At 46.1% G+C, this 19,184-nt stretch carries 19 protein-coding genes; 3 read left to right on the plus strand and 16 right to left on the minus strand.

Annotated features, from left to right (window positions below; translation table 11 throughout):
- Nucleotides 1-40 precede the first annotated feature (40 nt).
- From THECO_RS19550 to THECO_RS19625, 16 genes are all read right to left on the minus strand, one after another.
- On the minus strand, nucleotides 41-601 hold the full coding sequence (locus THECO_RS19550) for a hypothetical protein (protein WP_157373758.1): 561 nt from the start codon (nucleotides 599-601) through the stop codon (nucleotides 41-43).
- Nucleotides 602-604: 3 nt separating this feature from the next.
- Entirely contained in the window at nucleotides 605-940 is a 336-nt protein-coding gene (locus THECO_RS19555; RefSeq protein ID WP_015256712.1) for a hypothetical protein, read from the minus strand.
- Between the two features lie 34 nt (nucleotides 941-974).
- Nucleotides 975-1,232: a hypothetical protein gene (locus tag THECO_RS19560; protein WP_015256713.1), complete on the minus strand. Its 258-nt coding sequence runs from the start codon at nucleotides 1,230-1,232 to the stop codon at nucleotides 975-977.
- 230 nt (nucleotides 1,233-1,462) lie between these two features.
- A complete protein-coding gene (locus THECO_RS19565; protein WP_015256714.1) occupies nucleotides 1,463-1,660 on the minus strand; it encodes a hypothetical protein in 198 nt (65 codons plus the stop codon).
- Nucleotides 1,661-1,754: 94 nt separating this feature from the next.
- Complete coding sequence (locus tag THECO_RS19570) at nucleotides 1,755-2,000, minus strand: hypothetical protein (protein WP_157373759.1); 246 nt, start codon at nucleotides 1,998-2,000, stop codon at nucleotides 1,755-1,757.
- A 74-nt stretch (nucleotides 2,001-2,074) separates the two neighbouring features.
- Nucleotides 2,075-2,350: a YgiT-type zinc finger protein gene (locus tag THECO_RS19575; protein WP_015256716.1), complete on the minus strand. Its 276-nt coding sequence runs from the start codon at nucleotides 2,348-2,350 to the stop codon at nucleotides 2,075-2,077.
- Nucleotides 2,351-2,414: 64 nt separating this feature from the next.
- A complete protein-coding gene (locus tag THECO_RS19580; RefSeq protein ID WP_015256717.1) occupies nucleotides 2,415-2,777 on the minus strand; it encodes a DUF4258 domain-containing protein in 363 nt (120 codons plus the stop codon).
- 291 nt (nucleotides 2,778-3,068) lie between these two features.
- Nucleotides 3,069-3,488, minus strand: coding sequence for a hypothetical protein (locus THECO_RS19585; RefSeq protein WP_015256718.1), 420 nt, complete (start codon nucleotides 3,486-3,488; stop codon nucleotides 3,069-3,071).
- A gap of 1 nt (nucleotide 3,489) precedes the next feature.
- Nucleotides 3,490-5,268: a glucosaminidase domain-containing protein gene (locus tag THECO_RS20800; RefSeq protein ID WP_015256719.1), complete on the minus strand. Its 1,779-nt coding sequence runs from the start codon at nucleotides 5,266-5,268 to the stop codon at nucleotides 3,490-3,492.
- The gene (locus THECO_RS19595) at nucleotides 5,268-7,925 is read right to left on the minus strand and encodes a CD3337/EF1877 family mobilome membrane protein (RefSeq protein ID WP_015256720.1); all 2,658 of its coding nucleotides are present in this window, start codon (nucleotides 7,923-7,925) and stop codon (nucleotides 5,268-5,270) included. The genes THECO_RS20800 and THECO_RS19595 overlap by 1 nt, the downstream gene beginning before the upstream one ends.
- Nucleotides 7,900-10,551 (minus strand): ATP-binding protein, encoded by a 2,652-nt coding sequence (locus THECO_RS19600; RefSeq protein ID WP_015256721.1) that lies wholly within the window; start codon nucleotides 10,549-10,551, stop codon nucleotides 7,900-7,902. The genes THECO_RS19595 and THECO_RS19600 overlap by 26 nt, the downstream gene beginning before the upstream one ends.
- Nucleotides 10,552-10,584: 33 nt before the next feature.
- A complete protein-coding gene (locus tag THECO_RS19605; protein ID WP_015256722.1) occupies nucleotides 10,585-10,989 on the minus strand; it encodes a TcpE family conjugal transfer membrane protein in 405 nt (134 codons plus the stop codon).
- Nucleotides 10,989-11,291: a hypothetical protein gene (locus tag THECO_RS19610; RefSeq protein WP_015256723.1), complete on the minus strand. Its 303-nt coding sequence runs from the start codon at nucleotides 11,289-11,291 to the stop codon at nucleotides 10,989-10,991. Before THECO_RS19610 ends, THECO_RS19605 begins: the two co-directional genes overlap by 1 nt.
- Before the next feature lie 15 nt (nucleotides 11,292-11,306).
- On the minus strand, nucleotides 11,307-12,416 hold the full coding sequence (locus THECO_RS19615) for a conjugal transfer protein (RefSeq protein WP_157373760.1): 1,110 nt from the start codon (nucleotides 12,414-12,416) through the stop codon (nucleotides 11,307-11,309).
- 20 nt (nucleotides 12,417-12,436) lie between these two features.
- Complete coding sequence (locus THECO_RS19620) at nucleotides 12,437-12,823, minus strand: hypothetical protein (protein WP_015256725.1); 387 nt, start codon at nucleotides 12,821-12,823, stop codon at nucleotides 12,437-12,439.
- A 137-nt stretch (nucleotides 12,824-12,960) separates the two neighbouring features.
- A complete protein-coding gene (locus THECO_RS19625) occupies nucleotides 12,961-13,953 on the minus strand; it encodes a replication-relaxation family protein (protein ID WP_015256727.1) in 993 nt (330 codons plus the stop codon).
- A gap of 629 nt (nucleotides 13,954-14,582) precedes the next feature.
- Between THECO_RS19625 and THECO_RS19630 the strand changes: the two genes are divergently transcribed.
- The 3 genes from THECO_RS19630 (at nucleotide 14,583) to THECO_RS19635 (ending at nucleotide 19,064) form a co-directional block, all read left to right on the plus strand.
- Nucleotides 14,583-15,851 (plus strand): ParM/StbA family protein, encoded by a 1,269-nt coding sequence (locus tag THECO_RS19630; RefSeq protein WP_015256728.1) that lies wholly within the window; start codon nucleotides 14,583-14,585, stop codon nucleotides 15,849-15,851.
- 59 nt (nucleotides 15,852-15,910) lie between these two features.
- Nucleotides 15,911-16,411, plus strand: coding sequence for a hypothetical protein (locus THECO_RS21865; protein ID WP_157373761.1), 501 nt, complete (start codon nucleotides 15,911-15,913; stop codon nucleotides 16,409-16,411).
- Nucleotides 16,412-18,059: 1,648 nt separating this feature from the next.
- The gene (locus tag THECO_RS19635; protein WP_015256730.1) at nucleotides 18,060-19,064 is read left to right on the plus strand and encodes a hypothetical protein; all 1,005 of its coding nucleotides are present in this window, start codon (nucleotides 18,060-18,062) and stop codon (nucleotides 19,062-19,064) included.
- The last annotated feature ends 120 nt before the right edge of the window (nucleotides 19,065-19,184 follow it).

Below are 19,184 nucleotides of genomic sequence, written 5' to 3' on the forward strand. Positions count from 1 at the left end.
CTTCAATTATTCGTATTACCCCCAGCTTCTTGCAAAACCCTTACACAACCATGTCAAAACTGATTTGGTCATCAGGTCGTTCATGGCCGAGAAGGTTATACTTCAATTCATCGAGCCAAAGGGAAAAGCGGTTATGCTGGATCGCTTTCAGTTTTCCGCTGACGTGACGGACCTCGAAATGATAGAAGTCCAAAACCGGAAAAAAAGAGAAGCGATGCGGCTTGTCCACTTTCACCCAAATCTTTTGCTCTTTCTCTTCAAATCCGTACAGGGGACGGAATTCATCGATATCAAGGGCCGTTTGCATCCAGTAGATGGAAACAGAAAAGTGCCGGCTCATGGCGAAATACCAATCGGCCAACACTCTTTCTAAGGCTCCCTTATCGACAACGCCGTGCGCATTGGTCCAGCGGATCCAAAAATACGCATACTCCCTCGTACTCATATTTTCCCTGTAATTGGCTTCGAGTGTATGCTCCAGAACGGAGCGGGTCCATAGATGTTTCTTGTGCGGGCGCATCCCGAGTTGTTCCAAAACGGGAAACACAGATTCGCCTGGCGCCTCGACATAACATTTGAATGCGATAAACCGAATTTTCATGATTTACGCACCCAAGCGGATATTCTCGACAATCACGGTGCCAAGCGGCAGTATCCCGCGATGGTTGCGGCCGGCAGCGAGGATGACGACATCACTCAGTTGCCATCCGTGAGCTCTTACATGGTTGCTCACCATGTCCGACCAAGACATCAGTTCGTCTTTGGTCATTTGCATCACGTTAGCCGGCAACTCACTCGTCGGATCCGCAAGACCGGTAGAGGCGAGGGAAAGCACCGTTTCGCCGTAACGCCTGGCCATATCGAGATTTTCGTCGAGACGATGCTCGAAACCGCCAAGATCCATCAACAGACAAATCTTTTTCTTCTTAAACCTTTGCATACCTATTTCCACCCTTCAAAATTTGAATAATTTCCTAAGCCGTAATGGCGAAGGTCCCCAATTTCAACGGAACATGGTGTTGGTTAAAAAGATCCAGCAGCTCCTTCTCGTAAAGGTCGGCTTCTTCTTCAGAGATTTCTTTGCCGCGGCTGCCAACGATGACTTTGATGGGATGGCTTTTCACCACATCGAAAAAGATGCAGCGATCACGTCCGTCCCGCTCCACCACAGCCACGCCGCCGCAAATAAGGCTCTGATTCAGCTGGATCGACACCTTTTTGATTTTGACCATCCTCATTGCCTCCTTTGTGGGCATAAAAAAAGAAGATGCCATGAGCATCTTCCAATTTCCACACCCGGAAAAGATGAAAACAATCAGCCGAATGTCAGCCGGTCGATCAGAACCAGGATTCCAATGACATAGCAGACAAACAGAAAGGCCGTTTGCTTTTTGGTCGGCATAACCATCCTTCCTTTCTTCTTTGATACGAATTACCTCTCCCATGACCGAATCCAGGGCGACTAGGAATCGAACTTCTGCTTGATTTCAGAAAACGTCACTTCGATATCGCCGAGAATGTTCTTTTCGTTCAAGAACTGAACGTACTGCGCGATCAGCGCAGCATCCCGGGCCGAAATGTCGTTTTTTCCCTCATCCGCAGGCACGTCCAAAACCACAAGCGTTCCGCCTTGGTATTCGCGAATAACCCGAAGCGCCATGTTTCAACCTCCTATGTCCCTAAATGAAAAAGAGGGATCTGTTTCACGTCAGATGACGAGAAAACAATCCCCTGTTCGTAATCCCAATTACCCCTTACGCACCCGCATCAATGTTGAGATGCGGACGGATAAAATCCATCGGTTCAAACCGTTCTTTGAGCTTACTCAAAGAGACCGTCACATCCCCGATGATGCCGTTTTTCTCCAGCAGCCATTTATACCCGTCAACGATCACCCCGTCAGGAAGCGACGTAAGCACATCACAGTCACATTTCCTTGCTGGAATATCATGAACGGTTAAGCTGCCGCCCTCAAACGGCCGATGGCGCGTAATCATCAACTCCACATACTCCCCGTTACACAGGGCGCAATGAGTCGTCATATAGTCCCCCATGTGATGTGCAATGCCAGCCATCATGTGTTGCAAGCGTTCTTCGGAAGAAAATCCTGCACCGTAAATTTACGTTTCAGGTCATCCAAAGACACTTGGACACGGCCAATGACATTCGCATTACGCAGATGGTTTGCGTACCCCGCGATAAGCGCGCCATCACCGACCAAGATGAGCTCGTCGCATTCGCACTTTTGAGCAGGAACGTCAGTAACCACCAACGTACCGCCTTCAAACGGACGCTCGTTTGACGTTTTCATATTCTTCATTTCTCCTCCACACCGGTCACAGCGAGACATAACACATCCCTCCTATGACCTTATTTTATCATGCCTCTCAATTTTCACCAAACGAACTGCGTACTTAATCGACAAGGTACTTCCCATACCTTTTTAAATCGGTCGGCGGAAAAACGGTCGTCACGATGAATTCCTTAGAGGATTTCATTGCAACAGGAACAACTACCCACTCGCCGTACTTGTCCTTGCCGATGATGATTCGCTTGGGATCGCGATTACGTTGGGTCGGATGCTGACCACAATCATAGCCCTCAACGATTCGTCCGGTGGTAATGGCCATTAACACATCCATCTCATCATAACCGCGATCACTTTGCCGATCACGGTAATAATGGTTGGAAATGATTGTTCTATAGCCATCCAATCCATTAATCCCTTTGCGAATCAACTCCAATTCTTCGGACCAGTATTTTTTCATGTGGTCCATGACCTATTACCCCTCCTTTGCCTGAAAATGGGCATAAAAAAAGCCCTGAAAGTCAAAAAAGGCATGCCAAAACAAGCGTTGGCATGCTCTTTTCTACCTCAAGGCGTTTATATTGTTGCCGGTAGGGCAACATCCCCCTTCTCCAGCTGAACTTTATCAGCGGAGACAATCAGTAATGTAACGTTAATGATTAAATTATAGCCCAATTGCAATAAAGGAGCAATAGGGAGTGACTAAGAGATGGCAGAAAGATCAACAAAAAAGACGCTCTGAATGAGCGTCATTATAGATTCAACTCGTGGTGCAACCCTCTGTTTTCGAGTAAAACAGAGAGTGTAGAGTTGGATAGGCAGGGTTTTTCCGGGATCTGTCTGCCTTCAATGTAATCCAAAGGTCAAGCATCGCTTCGTTTACGCCGTTAAGTGTACGTACATTCATCAATCGCAGCAGTAGCTGATGCTTGGATTCGAACGCATCCCCACCCCTATGTTCCTGGAAGAACATATCCTCGTATCGGTATGCGATCATTCGCAAAAGCTTCGCCTGGCGATCTTCAGGTAGCTCTTCAGGAAACAGAACCGTTCTAAACAATTCTGCATCTTCTAAGACGTCTCCGGACCAACTAAACCAAGTTTTCATGCCGTCGAAAGTAATTTCGAAATTCAGCATGATAAACGATTCGATGAAAAGCTGGGTATGAATTTGCGTCATATCAATAAGTCCCCTTTACATACTCTACACGCGATACGAAAAACTCGTCATCGCCTCCGGATTGAATGGTAACGGAGATCGCGGCAGGCAAATCTTTTACGTAAAGTTCAGGTGACATGGTTTCACGCCCGTAATAATAGTTTACCACATTATTGAAATTCACCAAATTGATGATTCGGTTGCCGGTCAACGGATCGGTAAGATTGCTGTACGAAACATAAACATTGCCATTACTGTCGGTAAAGCGATGGACCTCTTTGGCATAGTTGCCATAGAATTGTTGGATGCCGAATACAAACGTTACCGCATCGGTCACTTCCCCGCTTCCGTTGAAAGGCACGTCCTGAAATGGCTGACCGGTCGTGGGATCAATACCGCGGTTGGCATCAAGAATCGTCAAGTTTTGACTGCGAATAATGGCTTTGAGCTTGTTGGCGTATTGGCTGTCTGTCGCGTAGCCGGCACGCTGCAGCTCATTGGCAAACTCATATGGATTGGTTTTAGATAATGCCCTCCGATAACGGCTATTTTTCAATAGAAAGTCAGAATGATCAGCGAATGATTCTTCAGCATTATCGTACTTCCGAAACTTTGCTTCAATCGTAACGACCTCTCCGCCGTATTCCTCGCGCGTTTGTGCCGTACAGGTGGGGCCATTATAGCTTGCGTCAGCCTTGATTCCGAAAAAATTGTTGCAGATGGCAGACTGGCCGTAAGCTGATTCAAGCGCCGCTTGCGCAAGGGTGATACTGGCGGGTATCCCGCTCCGTCTTTCTTCCGCTTGTGCTGCAGCGGCATATTGAATGAAAAATGGATGTGTCAGTTCACCGGTGTCGGGAATAGTTACGACGTCATCGTCAGCCGGCGCCGGGGCGGGATCAGCAATATTCGGACCAAAATGACTTACAACGGATGAGCCGCCGAGATACAAGCTACGGATGTTCCCTCCTCCCGAAGTATTAAACTTGGGAGGCTCAATGCCCATATAGACGTCGCTGACATAAAGCATTTTGTCTGAATGGTAATCATAGCCATTCGGAACAGTCCATGATATCTTCTTCATCGCACGAAACGCTTCGGTAGTTGCGGCGTCCGTGAGTTTGGACATCAGAAAAATGAACCGTGACGGATCAATCGGTTGGTCGGCGTCTTTCGGCTTCAATTCAAAGTGCAAATGTGGGCCCGTGGAACGGCCTGTGTTTCCGGATAACCCGATGATCTCGCCTTTTTTTACGGTTTGGCCAGGAGTAACAAAGGCATCTTTTAGATGAAGGTAGCGAGCGGTCATGTTGACTTCAGTATCGTCCGTGCTCGCCACCACCACAAAAATACCGGCATTTTTTGTGCTTTGCCCGTCGCTTGCTTTTGGATAACTGACCGTCTGCACAACCCCGTCAAACGAGCTTGCCACCGGCGTTCCTTCGGGGAGAGAAATATCAATACCTGGATGAAAATCCGTCTGACCCGTGAACGGATCCGATCTTTCCCCAAACGGACTCGTTATGGCATTCTCCAAATCTTTCTTGTAAATTTGCGGACTTAGGATTTTGTCCGAAATGATATATTCCGTTAGCGTTTGTTGGGAGCTGGCTACGGCCGCTGCAATGAGATAAAAAAAGAGAAATACCGCAAATAAAATCCCAAGGACTATCCAAAACCAAGGATTCGTCAAAATAGCGGTTTGGACTTTTTTTAAGGCCCTCTTTTTTAACTCGTTCAGCAAGCGTTGCTTGCCATAACCTTTTAGGAACTCCTTCGCTTGTTCAAGCGTGCTGTTCATCAGGGTTGGTCACCCCCTGACGGACTCAATTTTTTCAACTGTTTTTGCTTCCGAGCCGTCTGGGCTTTTTGAGCCACCTGGTTTTTCACGATTTCATTCGCCGGCGAAACAGTAGAATTCGCCTTATTCATGACGCGCAGATGGTCAAGCTCGGACTTCAGGCCGGTGGAAACTTCCGGAGATATCTTCTGCTTGAGATCGACCACGACCTGGGTGTTCGTTTTCGTATCGATTTCAAGTCGCAGGTCGGATACATCCACGGATTTCCCAAGGTTGGCTTTCGCCGCTTCGATTTTGCTTTTGAGTTGTTCCGGCAATTTGACGTTTTTCATATCGAAATTTGCCACTACTGCCGGTTTTGCCGTTAGCGAAATCGGAATGGAACGTTCAAGCACATTGCTCGTCGGCAGCGCAGGCATATTCTTGAGAATGAATGCATTGCTGAACGGGGCAGACGTATTGACTTTCGGCGTCTCCGGAATACCTTCGCGTGGAGACGAAGCTTTCATGAAAGCTTCATTAGCTTTCAAGAGCCGGATCTTATGGTCATTAAACTCCTTCATGTCGGAAAAATGTGGAGCGACCGATAGACGCCCGGAACGCTTGAGCATCGTCTCGTTGACTTTGCCGGTGGTATTGAGTCCAGCATGCTTGAACCGCTCGTCCATGCGCTTAACAAAATCAGAGTGTTTAACTGGTTCACCAGTCGCCGCCGCGGTATCAATCGCTTGTTTGTACTCGACCTTATAACGATCGAACAATTGAATCATACAGAAATCGTCAACTGCAGTTTGCAGTTTACGATTGCGATTCAGCGTTTTGGCGCGATTCATTTGATCAATAGCCTGCTTCGGACGATTGACCATAAAGGAAGCGGCCTGTCGGATCGCATTTTCGTTCGAATACATGGTGGCCGCAACTTCCTGGTCGTTCATACCTTCATGAACGCCCTGAGAAAGTATGGCTTGGCGAACATCGCCGCCATCGTCCTTAATCCCTTTAAGGCGAGTTTTTTCCTCCTTCCATTCTTTGTCGAGGCCGCGGAACGGATTTTTGGTACCGTTTTTCAGGTTCTCATTGACACGCTGCACGAAAGGCGAATACTGCACCGGTTCCCCGGTCTCAGCGGCAAGTTGTTCGGCAGCAGATTTCTCACGTTGGTATCGAAGCATTAAGCTGGACGTAGTCGCGTCGTTCAAATTTTGATCCGCTTTGGATAATGCGGCCGGGTTAAAGCGGGCAGGAACACCTTCTGGCTCCTTTCGATTAAAAACGCTGCTGACTTTATTGGAGGCATAGTTATAGAGCGCACGGCCGGCAGCGAATTTCAAACCGGTTGCAAGAGCAGTTGGTTGTTTGGGCATCGGAATGTAACCAGCTGCTTTCGAGAACACCTTGCCAATCTCGTGACGATACCTGAAAACGACGAACACGACAATGGCTTCGATAAACATGGCCATAAACCAGCCGGATTTGGGATACACAACTTCAAATACCAGATGACCGAGTACAAGCGACAGGTCTAAAAAGAACATCACCCCTGCAGTCATGATAGAAAGCCCAATAAGCTTGATGAACTGTCCGCGTAATACGGAGAATCCCGCATCCCTGCCAGGTAATAAGGAAGCCAGCAAAGTAACGCCCATTGCAATTGCATGAACGAGCAGTTTGATTCGGAAGTATATCGTCGCAAGAGCCCAAAAACAAAAGAGTCCAAGAATTGTGATCGAGAAAATCCAGTTGAACAAAATGATGATCATTTGTTCATCTGGTCTTTCGCGCGCAACCGATGGGTACTTCTTCTGTGCTTTTTCGAGTGCTGCTTCGCGGGCGTCGCTGAAAGGTTGTGACGCGAGCACTTCATTAAACAATTGCGGATCATTCTGCCGAACATTCGGGTCATCGAATTGCAACATGGAATACGGCCGGATTACCAGCTCCTCCCATACCTGCTCGGAAATGATGGTTACCCCTTTACTTGAATCAGGGTCCAGTTTTGTGGCCTTTGCCAATCCGGAGTACATAGTGGCGCCAACTTCGCTGACAAATGAGTTCATAAATTTGATGATCGTTCCGGAATAGGCAAAGAACCCGAGGCAAACAACAAGAGCCATGATAAACGAAAGCGCCGTTTGGAACCCGTCAAGAAACTGTGTTTTGAGCATTTGAAACAGGATATAGAGGACGGTAATCGAAACAAGAATGCCGAACAAGCTCCCCCAAAAGCCGCTTCCGAGGTCGCCATTGTTTACCCCAGTAAGACTTTTGAGTATGTCCTCCGCGGCATCGATCAGCTGATCCATGATCTTGAACTCGAAGGCTTCCCTCGCTACGAAATTGAAGAAGCGGGTCACTTGGACGTTGCCGAGAAAAAGCATGCTCAGCATATGATCGTAAGTTCGTACAATGGTATCTTCCGCTTTGGCACCAACTTGCCACCACGACCGATTTGGCAGAAGCGTTTCAAATGCGTAATGGGATGCCCCGTATTTGTTATAGATAGCTTGGTCATTCTTGTCTGATGGGATCATTTCGTCAATTGAAGATGCCGCATAGACCACGGTTGGAAGCAAAACCCCCACCAAGACAAATACCATGCCGAAGACGAAAAGCTTACGTTTGGACAATGATTTAATCTTCTTCCCAATCCTCTTCATCGCCTACGTCGCCCTCCTCCCCAGCAGCGACCTGCTCATAATAGCTATTGAACTGCTCTAGTATCGAAAATTCGTTTTCCTCACTCGTCTCGCCGCTCGACATCTCCGAAGACTCAGCCGGCGGACGGGTATCGAAGCATTCGAAGAGATGTTGGAAGACGACATCTACGGTAAGAACTCCAATGCGTCCGTAAATATCTTGCATGAGGCACTGACCGTTTTCGAGATTCTTAATCAAATCAATATTTTCTTGGGTATGCTCCAACCCAAAGAACGATAGCGTGTTTTTGATTTTTGTGATATCGGAATCACGGAAAGCAAACTTCATGCCAATGTTTCCAGCAAGATCGCCCGCCAGGTCAGTGACGTTTTGTGTTGCAACACCAAGTCCGCCATTGAGAGAGCGACCTGTACGAATGACACGATTCGCAATGTCCTTACCGATTTGCGTACAAAGGATCGCCCATGCTTCGTCCATTTCGGCCAAAGTGAAGATAGATCGGTCAAAGTAGATGAAGCTGTCCATAAAGCGGCCGATCGAATACATGGTCGCAATAGACATTTTTTCGACGAGCGAATAGTTTTCAGGCTGCTTCTCCACGGGGGGCATTTTCAGGTTTTGCACTTGCAAGATATTCAGAGCATAGTCCATGTTGATGGTCTTCTGCTCCCCATTACCGAACAGAAGCTTTGCAAAGGACAAATCCCTGAAGCTGTCCAGCACTTCGGCAACCACAGCAGCCGGCTCCCGGGTCGCTCCCATTTCTTTTAAGACTTCAATGCATTTGGCAAGATACGGCTTCGGTTCGGACGCCACCTTCATTACAGCCTGCGAAATAAAGCTGTACTCGATCGAGTTTGTCTTCACCGACGCCAGGTATGCAAGAATATCCATAGCCGCTTCTTTTGCGTCTTCAATATTGGCCAGCATTACAAACGGATCCAGTTTGCCCTGATCCTCTGGTGATGACGAAAGAGTGGCGACCTGAATTTGACCTTTTAACTCTGGCAGCATGTCCGGCCAATGCGATCGTTCACCCTTCGGGTCAAATATAAGGGTTTTACCATCCGACACCGCATTTTGATACCCCAGCAAGTTAATGAGGACCGATTTGCCGCCACCCAGAGTACCACTGACACTAAACGAGGGAGATCGGTTTATCTGGCTTGCATGACGCAGATCAACATAAACGGGACGTTGCAAAGGACCAGTTGTACCAATGTAAAAGCCTATTCCGTCACCTAATTGTTGAGTTGCCCCAACCATTCCTGCCGCGAGTGTCTCTGGAGGTATACGTTGGATATAATCCGATACATATCGTGGCGAACCAGGGATGAAATCGTTAAACAATAGCCACTGATCACCAGCGGGTAATTCGACCTGAATGTTCCCAAAATCCCGATAATGGTCCTGTAAGATTTTCACATTGCTTTTCAGCATGTTGATGTCGGTATGGTATAGACCGAACGTAACGTGGGTAATGAAAGTTGGGTTTCTCCGTTTTTTGTACTCATCCTCCAGGTATAAGGCTTTCTCTTGTTTTTCTTGCAAATCAAGCGGAACAGTAGCACCAGCCTCATTGATGTTTTTGACCTGGTTGTCGATGTCTATTTTTTTTTTGCTCAACTTTTTGAGCGCATCCCTGGCTTCGAGAACTTCAACTTTAATGCTCATTTCTACAGGGAATGGCAATGTCGCGGCACTGTAAAGCCATTCGCTACCCGGCATATCCATGTTCTCCGGCAGATCGGCAAGCGCGAGATAGGCATGATAGACTTCCTTCTCTTCTCCGTCATGCAGCTGCGTAATTTTGATCCGTCTTGGATGGGAGCAGTCGATCTCAGCTTCTGTAAGAGTAAGGACTTGTCTGGAATCGTAAAGAAATGTATCGAGGCCGCTGCGTTTGCCGCGCATTTTTTTAGGCGACCATGCTTCCTCTTCCGTCGAGCGAAGCACCGGATCGGCAATTCCCCACCAGAAATTACGCTTGATCAACCATTCCGTTGTCGCGGGGGTTCCCCGCTTCACCTTCATTTTCCGAGAAAGCCGGTCAAAGATTTGTTTTTCTTTCACGAGATATGCTCCGAACTCGTGTTCAAAGATTTCAGGCTCGTTGAGGCCGGATATGTTTTCGATAAAACGCTTCGGATGAAGAACCAGCTTTTTCAGCTCGTTGTACATTGTTCCGACCTGCTCGACCAGGTCTTTCTCATCGCTTTTTGGAAGATAGACAGCAATATAAGCGTGGTAATCTGCATTGTTCGAACCATCAATTGTGTTGTAGTTGTTGTGAAGGTATTCTTCCATCGCGTCAATATATTTCTTCCCCCACTTCTTCAAGGGGCCGTTCAAACGCGATCGTAACCGGTCGTGATGTTTGGCGATGTCGTGGTTTTTCGGGAGCCACAAAATATGAAATTGATCGGTTAATAGCGCCAAAAAGGACGTTAGCGAAATCAAACGGTCTATTTTTTGCTGCTCACTAAGATGGTCATAAACGAACGGTTCGATTTCATAGATGGCCCAGACGTCTTTGTTATGGTTAAAGACGAGGTTCTGCTCAAAGTAGGCGATAGGAAACTCGATTTTGAGTTTATTGACCTTCTTTTTAACAGGGAAGCTCAAGAGTCTCTACCTCCTTGTAAAAAGGAGCGTGGCTTAAGCACGCTCCCGATGTGTGCGGTACACCACTTTACTACCGTAGACGTAGTGTTTGTTGTGAACAATTAGCCTATATCTGCGAAGGTGTTTCGGGCGCATCCAATAAAGGATCATTGCAAGCAACCATTTGTGCGGAGCCTTCCCGTCGAGTTTTTGCTTCATAATGAGCCATGTGGACAAGCCCGGAAAGACAATATAGATGTACCCCTTCGGCAGAAAGAACAGCAAAATGTTGCCTACAATCGACCAAAAAATTAAACAAGCGACGAATATCCCAATGGCCCGAATGTTTGCTGGAACCGGAAGCTTTTTACCTTCAAAGGCGTAAATGACCCAGTCCCAGTTCCATATCTTGGTGTAGTTTGAAACCGTAACGCGTGGCGATTCGTTCGGCGTACTCATCAGATACCACCAAAAATTTGGTCAAAGAGGTATTTCGCCAGCTTTTGGACGTCACTCCAGTTCATAAGAACGGCCACGACAAGCGCAATACCGACGAAGCTCATCAGTTTAACCCAGTCCCGCTTCAGCATATGGTAGGCGCCGATTGCAATCAGAATGCCAGGGATCACGGCGCCAATGTTGTCGGTCAACCAGCTGCCAAGTTTCTGACCGGGTCCAGCGGCAAAAGCCGGGGACGCAGCAAACATCATCAGAGCACAGGCCAGAAACGAAACCTTCAAAGACAAATCTTTCTTGTTCATTCAAGCATTCTCCCTTCATTCATTTGATGATGTTGGTTGGGGTGTAACTTGGTCTGATTCGCTCGTAGCTTGGGAAGATGAAGTCGAATCATTTGTGGATGAACCGCCATCGCCAACAGAAAGAATGTACAGCCGGCCATCCTTTGCAGTGACGTCAAGGGTCCACGAGTTTGTAAAGGATTCGCCAATATCGCTTTTGACAATGATCGATGCATAAATGCGCATCACATTTTCTTGTCCATCAACCTTGTACATGTTTAGCGAATCGACTTTATCGAATACAAAATTGGATTTAGTGACGGAACTAGGAATGTTCGCTATATCGGAATAGTAGTATTTCAGTTGACTCAAGTTCCCATCATACCAAGATCGCAGGAAGCTTTCCGTTAACTCCTTGCCCATGTTCAAAATGTTTGTGTCTGTGATGGATGGTCCCGGGGCTTGACTTTCCGTCTCCCCTTTTATCAGCTCCGTAACAAAGCGCGGATAGGATCGAATGACTGGCCCTTTATCGGTAATCGTTACTGGCACGACCATATACGCCTTTTTAACGGCTCGGTCCATGTTAGTATTCGAGACGGCAGAAACGGAAGCGGGCCCCCCTGCACTAGACATGTTGTCTTGTGGCAGGGTCACTTCACGGCGGACAACTACCGTTACATCGACTTGCGAATCGTTAATTTTCTTCGCATCGTAAACTTCCGCGGAAAGGACACGGCTTGAACCTTTAATGTCAAAAGATTTTAATCCCGCATCTTGACTGATATTTGAAATGAAAGGAGCAAGCCGCGAACTACGTTCCGAGAAATTATCATCACTCCAGGTGAAATATTCCGAAGCGAAGTCAGCAGCAAACCCTTTGATCGATTCGTCGATGACCGGCTTGTCGGATCCATAATTGATGGTTTGGTGGACCACCTTTGTTCCTTGCGTAAACGAGACACATCCTTTGATGAAGATGAAACACATGAAGCACCAAAAAAACACCCGGACAATCCTCTTCGGCACCATGCTTCTCGGCGCTCTTTCCTTTATGGATTTATCTGGGCGTTTTTTTGGTCCAACGTCTTGCATGGGCGCGGAGGCGGTTTCTGCGCTTTTTTTCCTTCCACCAAACAAGCCCAATTGTTAATTCACCCGCTTTCTTAATGGCGTTGATGATTTTTGTTTTTGTCATTGAAGATAATGCCAATGATGAAGAATGCTACGAGAGCCAGAATAATTGCGTGATACGTGCTGAAACCGGTAAACCAGTTCCAGAAGCGCTCGATTTTGTCCCACCATCCGGGCGCCCTTTCTGCTATCGCCGCAGTTGCGTCATCAATGATCTGGCCGACTTTTTGATGTGTCTCGTCATACTCCTTCCCTGGTTCATTTACCGGCGATTGTTGCTGTTGAAATTGCGTTGATACCGGTGGTGGATCAGGTGTGGGGTTCTGTTTTTCGGCCGGACTTCGAATCAAAATGACAGACAAAATCAATGCAAGCAATACGCCTACACTGGCCAACGCCACTTTTTTGTTTTTGCTCACCCAATCACCTCCCCTCAAAGAATATCGGTATATTAGTTAATCAATATAATAACATAACAAAATATTAATTAATATATCACTATTCAAAAATAAAAAAACCTGCTCCCTTCATGCCCCGCTCAACCTTCAAGCATTTATTAAGATAGATTTCTCCTTGAATAGATTTCGGAAAACGTTTCAAAGACATCGGTAATGCTCCTTCCTGTTATTACTTTGTCTCTACTACCAAATACACGTTCAGCAGCAGCAGAAATATTGATGAGACGTGTATCATGAATAGCATCAGGAACAACAAAGGCGATATAACCGTTTCTCTTTGTGGGATTCGTACATAGTTTGATAACGTCCCTATATCGCTCCAGTTTCCTTTCAATTGAAACCTGATTGGAATAAAAAGGCGATCTTTGCACCGGTTCGGTAGATCGGTCCAACTCAATGTAAATCAACGTCTCACTGATACGGAAAATTGCGTCGGGTCTAACGGATAAAGCCCCATTGTCGCTTGTAAGTGTCATTGAAGGATACCAGTCCCAATCCACTCCAAACTTATAGGAGAGATCGCGGAAGTAATGATGGCGTAACTCAAGATACAATTTTGCAAGTTCCCATATGTGATCCCTTCTTGCCCGCTCCATGTCCAATTCGTTTTTGGAGATCCTCTCCTCCTCCGGAACGGACAAACGGTACTCCACAATCCGGATGCCGCGGGTGGAAAGATAGTACCACGTTTCCCCCGTCAGGCGTTTACGTTTATGTGCGGGTTTGTCCATTTCGTTTGGGAGCAAGGATGAAGTTTCAATCAAGCCTCGCTGTTTTAGTCGTGCGAATGTCCGCCGCGCTTTTACAACCGCCCTCTTACGGTTTTTCTCATCCAAGATTTTGCGCATCTCCTCCCCTGCCCCATCGTATTCCTCGTAATAGTCACTTGGCCGGTCCAGAAAATAGTAGTTCACCGCTGCAGACTGTGGCATACATCTGCACTTGTACAAGTCCACAAGCAGCATCCATTCCCTGTCCGTCAAGATGTCGATTGTCTCCCCCAACGTTAAATCCGAGGAGGATCGGCGCTTCCGCTTCCCGGACTCTTCGCTATCCTGGTCCGCCCGATCAAAACCCAGCGAATCCGACATTGTTATCAGCTCCTTTCTAGGCCCATGAGTGGGCCGAGGGTTGAAGTACCCGTTTAGGGTGTTAGTCGTGATATTCATTTGCGAAAAACACCAGGAATAACGTGGGAAATGGGCAGTAAAGGCGATTTCACCGATCTCAATGCACTATGCAATAAACAAACCGATAGAAAGACTGATGAATAACCAAAGTATAAGCCGATGTAAAAACCAATGTACGAACGTATAAAACTGCAATAGACACTCACTCAAACATCAAATGAATGAACTTAATGCCCAAAAAAATAAGCCCCCCCTTACCTGTTGAGATTGGTGGAAACGATAGCCAATTTGCCCATCACCTAAATAGTAATACAAGACTTAAAGATAGTTCAACGAGATGCGCAAGATCAAAAGAAAGAGTAAAGATGAACATAGCCATGTTGAACGATATTTATCCGGATTAATCCGAATAGAACTGGTGCTCTTCGTTTTTACGACATTAATTCAGGTCGAAAGTGGTCGAATAATGGTAAACCGAAATTATACCAAAGGATGAATTAAAGTAGACCATGAGTTGACTAAGGGTAGAATTTGGATATACAATCTACTTAGCATTAAACCTTAAACTAATATGGAGGTTGAATCGGGAGATGAAAATGCATTTTTTGGTCGGAAATGACATCGGAAACAGTGAGCACGACATTTATGTGGATGGAAAACTGATTCGTCAACCAAATGTCTATGCTTCAGCTGGTATGGTTCCCTGGACGGATGACGACATCGACGTTCAGAAGAATTTGAAAAACATTTATGACAATCTGGCAGTATCGATCGTATCTCCTGCAGGGATACCAACGGGCCTGTACCTGATTGGCCGACATGCTCTTAAAACACACGGAGAAAACGTGACAAACCTTTATGTCAAAGGGAACAACTCCAAAGCAGATCAATCCGTGCCGTACATCAACACGCTTGCCGTAATAGCCGCTAGAGCTGTTGAGAGAGCAGCTGAAAAAGGGTCAATCCCTGATCAAATTTCAGTAAAAGTTGATATGGCCGCGGCTCTTCCCGTCCGACAACACACACCCGAAAACGTGAGAGTAATGAAGGAACGCTTTATGAAGGGCCCTCACAAAATTACCGTTCATTTGGGCATAACCAAGCAAGTAGACATTAAGGTTGAGTTCGAATATGTACATATTTTGCCCGAAGGCACCCCCCCGATTTTTGCCTTGCAGGTAGATTCCGAGGGGAATTGGAGAACAACGTCATATAGCACATCAGACAGCAATGAAACCTTATTGTTTGGAGAGTTTGCCAAAACATATGGAATTGATCAGGCGGATGGCAGTTACTTGGAGGGTAAAAACATTCTCCACGTGGATTCCGGTGACGGAACGACGGATACGCCCTTTACACGCGGCGATGCCGTGGACAAGGATCTCAGCGATGGAATCAATCATGGCGTCGGACATGCAATCACTGACTCTATCAACGATCTAATAGCTCTCGTCCCAGGCGCTTTTAACTCACTGTCCAGGCAGCAGTACAGCGAAATTCTGAAAAGCCAGTTTAGCAATCGAAAGCACAAATTTCTTAGCGAGGCGTTGCAGGCATTTCGTCCGCATTGCGCTAATCAAGTAGAGCAAATTTTGAAACATATCAACGACCGCATACTTGCTATCGGTGCAAATGAAATCGATATCGTTGCTGTATATGGTGGCGGAAGTATTCTTATGAGAGAGCAATTATATCCGAAATTGAAAGAGCTGTGCGATAAAGTTCGAATTCAACTCCTTTATGTCCCCGCGGAATATGCCGTGACATTGAATGCTGAGGGGCTTGATTACTTTGTTCGAAGCGATATTTATAAAGCGCTGAAAGAGACTTCAAAACAAGCTGCGGCTACAAAACAATAAGGCCCACCCTCTTTAATGCAACAAAGATAATTAGATTTCAGGGGGTGAAATTTCCACCGATGGCAACTGAAGCGAAACCAGGTAAAGCTATCGTATTGAAATTGCGGGAAGACGAAGAACAGTTGGTTATCGACTGGATAAACAAACAAACGATGTATAGCGATTCAATCCGTTATCTTATCCAAAAGGAAATTGCAGAAAACGGATTGCGCAACCTGCAATTGTTTGTTCCGCGGATCCGAACAATTGAAACAATCAAAGCTCAACTAATGCAAACGAATGTCGAGAAACAGCATTATCAAGAGCCGCCATCTGCGAATGACAAATTGCAACAGGGTCATAACCCCCCTCCATTGCAGCAAACAACAGTCGATCATGAAACATTCGCGCACAACAATGACGGTCAATCCAATATTTCGGATGTACAATCCACTCCTGCTTCATTAGATACAAACTCAAATGAGGAAGAAATAAAAAGCCCTTCGAACGAAAATCAAGTCAGGAAAAGAAGAGCAGGCAAAAAGTTTGGATCAGACGTCATTCAATCGTTTATGAATTGAATTAGAAAAAGTGGCAAGTGCCTTAAAGGACATTTGCCACTTTTTTTCTGACTCATATCGATTTCTCAGTAAGCTGGACAAAATTTAACGTCCTCCCTGTGAGTGCTCATTAAGAGGGCTACGCACCGGTGTCCTGTTCAGGTGTATGGTTATTTGTTGAGAATTCCACGATAATCACCCCAAAACATAAAGAAAAGGCCGTTTGATGGGAATTTGACGAGGTTTGCACAACATGCTGGCCAATTTTGTGGCTGCCCGTATGCGCTCGGACCGGCCGAAGCGCTGCCCGCGGATCGCGGGCGAACCCGGAGCAGTCCTGCATGCTGGAGAGACTTAGTTGCCGTCGCCTTCGTACTCAGACCGCTGCGTCGGCCGCGAGCAAACCCCGGAGTAGTGTTGCACCCTCATGGGGGCGATTACACCGGTATACACCCGGAACGGCTACGTGCCGACTCATGCAACTTCAGCACATTCCAGCCTTTCGTTTCGCGTCCCGCATAGCGAACGTTACTAATCGGACAGCCCGGAAGCAGTCAACGTTATTTTTCACGGCGGACGGCAGAACGTAACTCACGAGCTGCGCTACAGGTGCATGGTGGCCACCACAGTCGTCGGTGTGCTCGCATCGCAGCGCTGTCCTGGAGCAGTCCTGCATCCGTGTTAGCCGGCCCCCTCTGGCGGAGCGGGCGAAGCCCGGAAATGCGTTGCAGTCGCACGGTGGCTATCCGATCGCCGTCCGTCCTGAGTCCGGGCCTCAAACTGCGCTGGAATTGAGCACCCCCCGGCGTATAAGCCTGGCCTGCGCTTTCAGGATCCAGACGGCCATAGTGCGGGCAACCCCTTGCCCCGGAGCATTTCGGCTACTGGATAAGGTCTCGGCGCTGTCGCCCGCACGGGTTCGAACGGACCAGACGAGGACGAAGCGTGGCTCTTCTGAAACTGCATGCGGTTGACAACCCATGATGACGTCGCCGTAGTGCACCCAGCCGTTGTATCGGCTGCGCCAGGAACTAGTCAGTCCCTTAAAAAGTGACATATCCTATAATTTGAGGGGTCTGTGCGTTCGGGAAGCGTTGAAATATTACTGATATTAAACCACCATTATACTAACATATAACCAAAGGTATAATTGAGGTTAAATAGAAATCATGCCCCTCCCCACGATCGGATCGATTGAAATATAACCGACATTATACCGTAGGTAATATTTCATTCATATAAATAAACCGGAGCCATCGCGTTTACACGAATTTATTCGAATAATTATCCGGGTGAATAAGTAAGAATAAGAGCTGCACCCGTATAACATGTTTATATCCATACTTATTCACTCAGAATTATGTACGGATATATACGCATATAAACGAATATATACGAAATATTACGAATAATTATCTAGGTGAATAAGTAAGAATAAGGGCAGCTTATTCGAAAGTCCGTATAACATAATTTATATCCACACTTATTCACTTAGAATTTAGTACGGATATATACGCATATAAACGAATATATACGAAATTTAACGAATTCATTCGAATATAAAATTTATCCGAATAAATACGGATAAACACTGTTTATTCGCCCCTCAATCTAGTAAAATAGTCGTATAGAGCAGAATAAGAGTGAATAACGAGAGGGGTGAAGTTATATGCATGATGACGCGGCGGAGTTGTTGACACGGGAGGAAATAGAAGAGGCCCGCAAGGAAGAAATGAGGGAACTCTTAATAGAAGCGTTTGACGGCAAATCGGTACTTTACGAAATCTACAAAAAGCGCGGCTGGCTTGATCGTCTTTTCACCGATAAGATACTCTCTATGGATAAAAATGCCCTTTATACATCAAGCCAAGTTGCAGAGATATGCGAAACACACGATTATGTAATTAAAAATAAGCGTCGGGAGTTAATTGATTACGTAAAACCCATTCAGATGGGGGAGGGTAACGCTAAGGTATATAAACACAATTATATATCAGTTTTCAAATTGAAAATGATACACGGTTTAACAGGAGAAGGATCGGAATACACGATTCCAGAACTGAAAGAGTTAATTTACGGAGGAACGACTAAAATCACATCTTCCGAAAACGCTAGATCAAGTGAATCAAACGATCTGCTCTTTCAAATTATGAAAAAGATGGAGCAGTTTGAAAAGTTTCATCAACTCATTGTATCCGGTGAATTTTTCGCAGCCGTAGAAGAAAAAGCTACATTGGCTGCTCAAAAGGCATTGATGCCAAGCCACCAAGAAGAAGTAAAAAAAGAAGTTTTAGAATTATACGATAAAATTACAGGACCTGAAACATCGATAGATGAAAAACAATTGTTAATGGCCCGTTTTGCTGAATTAGAGTCGGGGAACCCAGAACAGAGATTCTTTATTCAAATGTACCGAACCGCTGCGGAGGATCGTCTAAATAAATTCAAGCAGGACGAACGGGAATTGCATATACGGAAAGTTAAGGAAAAAATTATTGACCTCTTTGAAGCATATGAAAATGCAAAAAGTGACAATGAACGAGATATCATTCGTGAGCAGTTGAACAAAATTACCACTGAACATCCTGACCTTAGCTTTGAAATCAGATATTGGTTTTCAACGATAGGCAAAGAAAAAAAGAAAAAGAGTTTCTGGAAACGCATATTTTCTTGAGCGCCAAAGCAACCGTCTAATCCGAGAGGGGAAGGATGGGTTGCTTTTTTTCACTCATGACAAAGTAAAAGATGTATTATAATATATTAATTAATCAATATATGAGTGTAATTGGGGGCG

This window comes from Thermobacillus composti KWC4 (assembly GCF_000227705.2).
In the GTDB taxonomy this organism is placed as follows: Bacteria; Bacillota; Bacilli; order Paenibacillales; family Paenibacillaceae; genus Thermobacillus; species Thermobacillus xylanilyticus.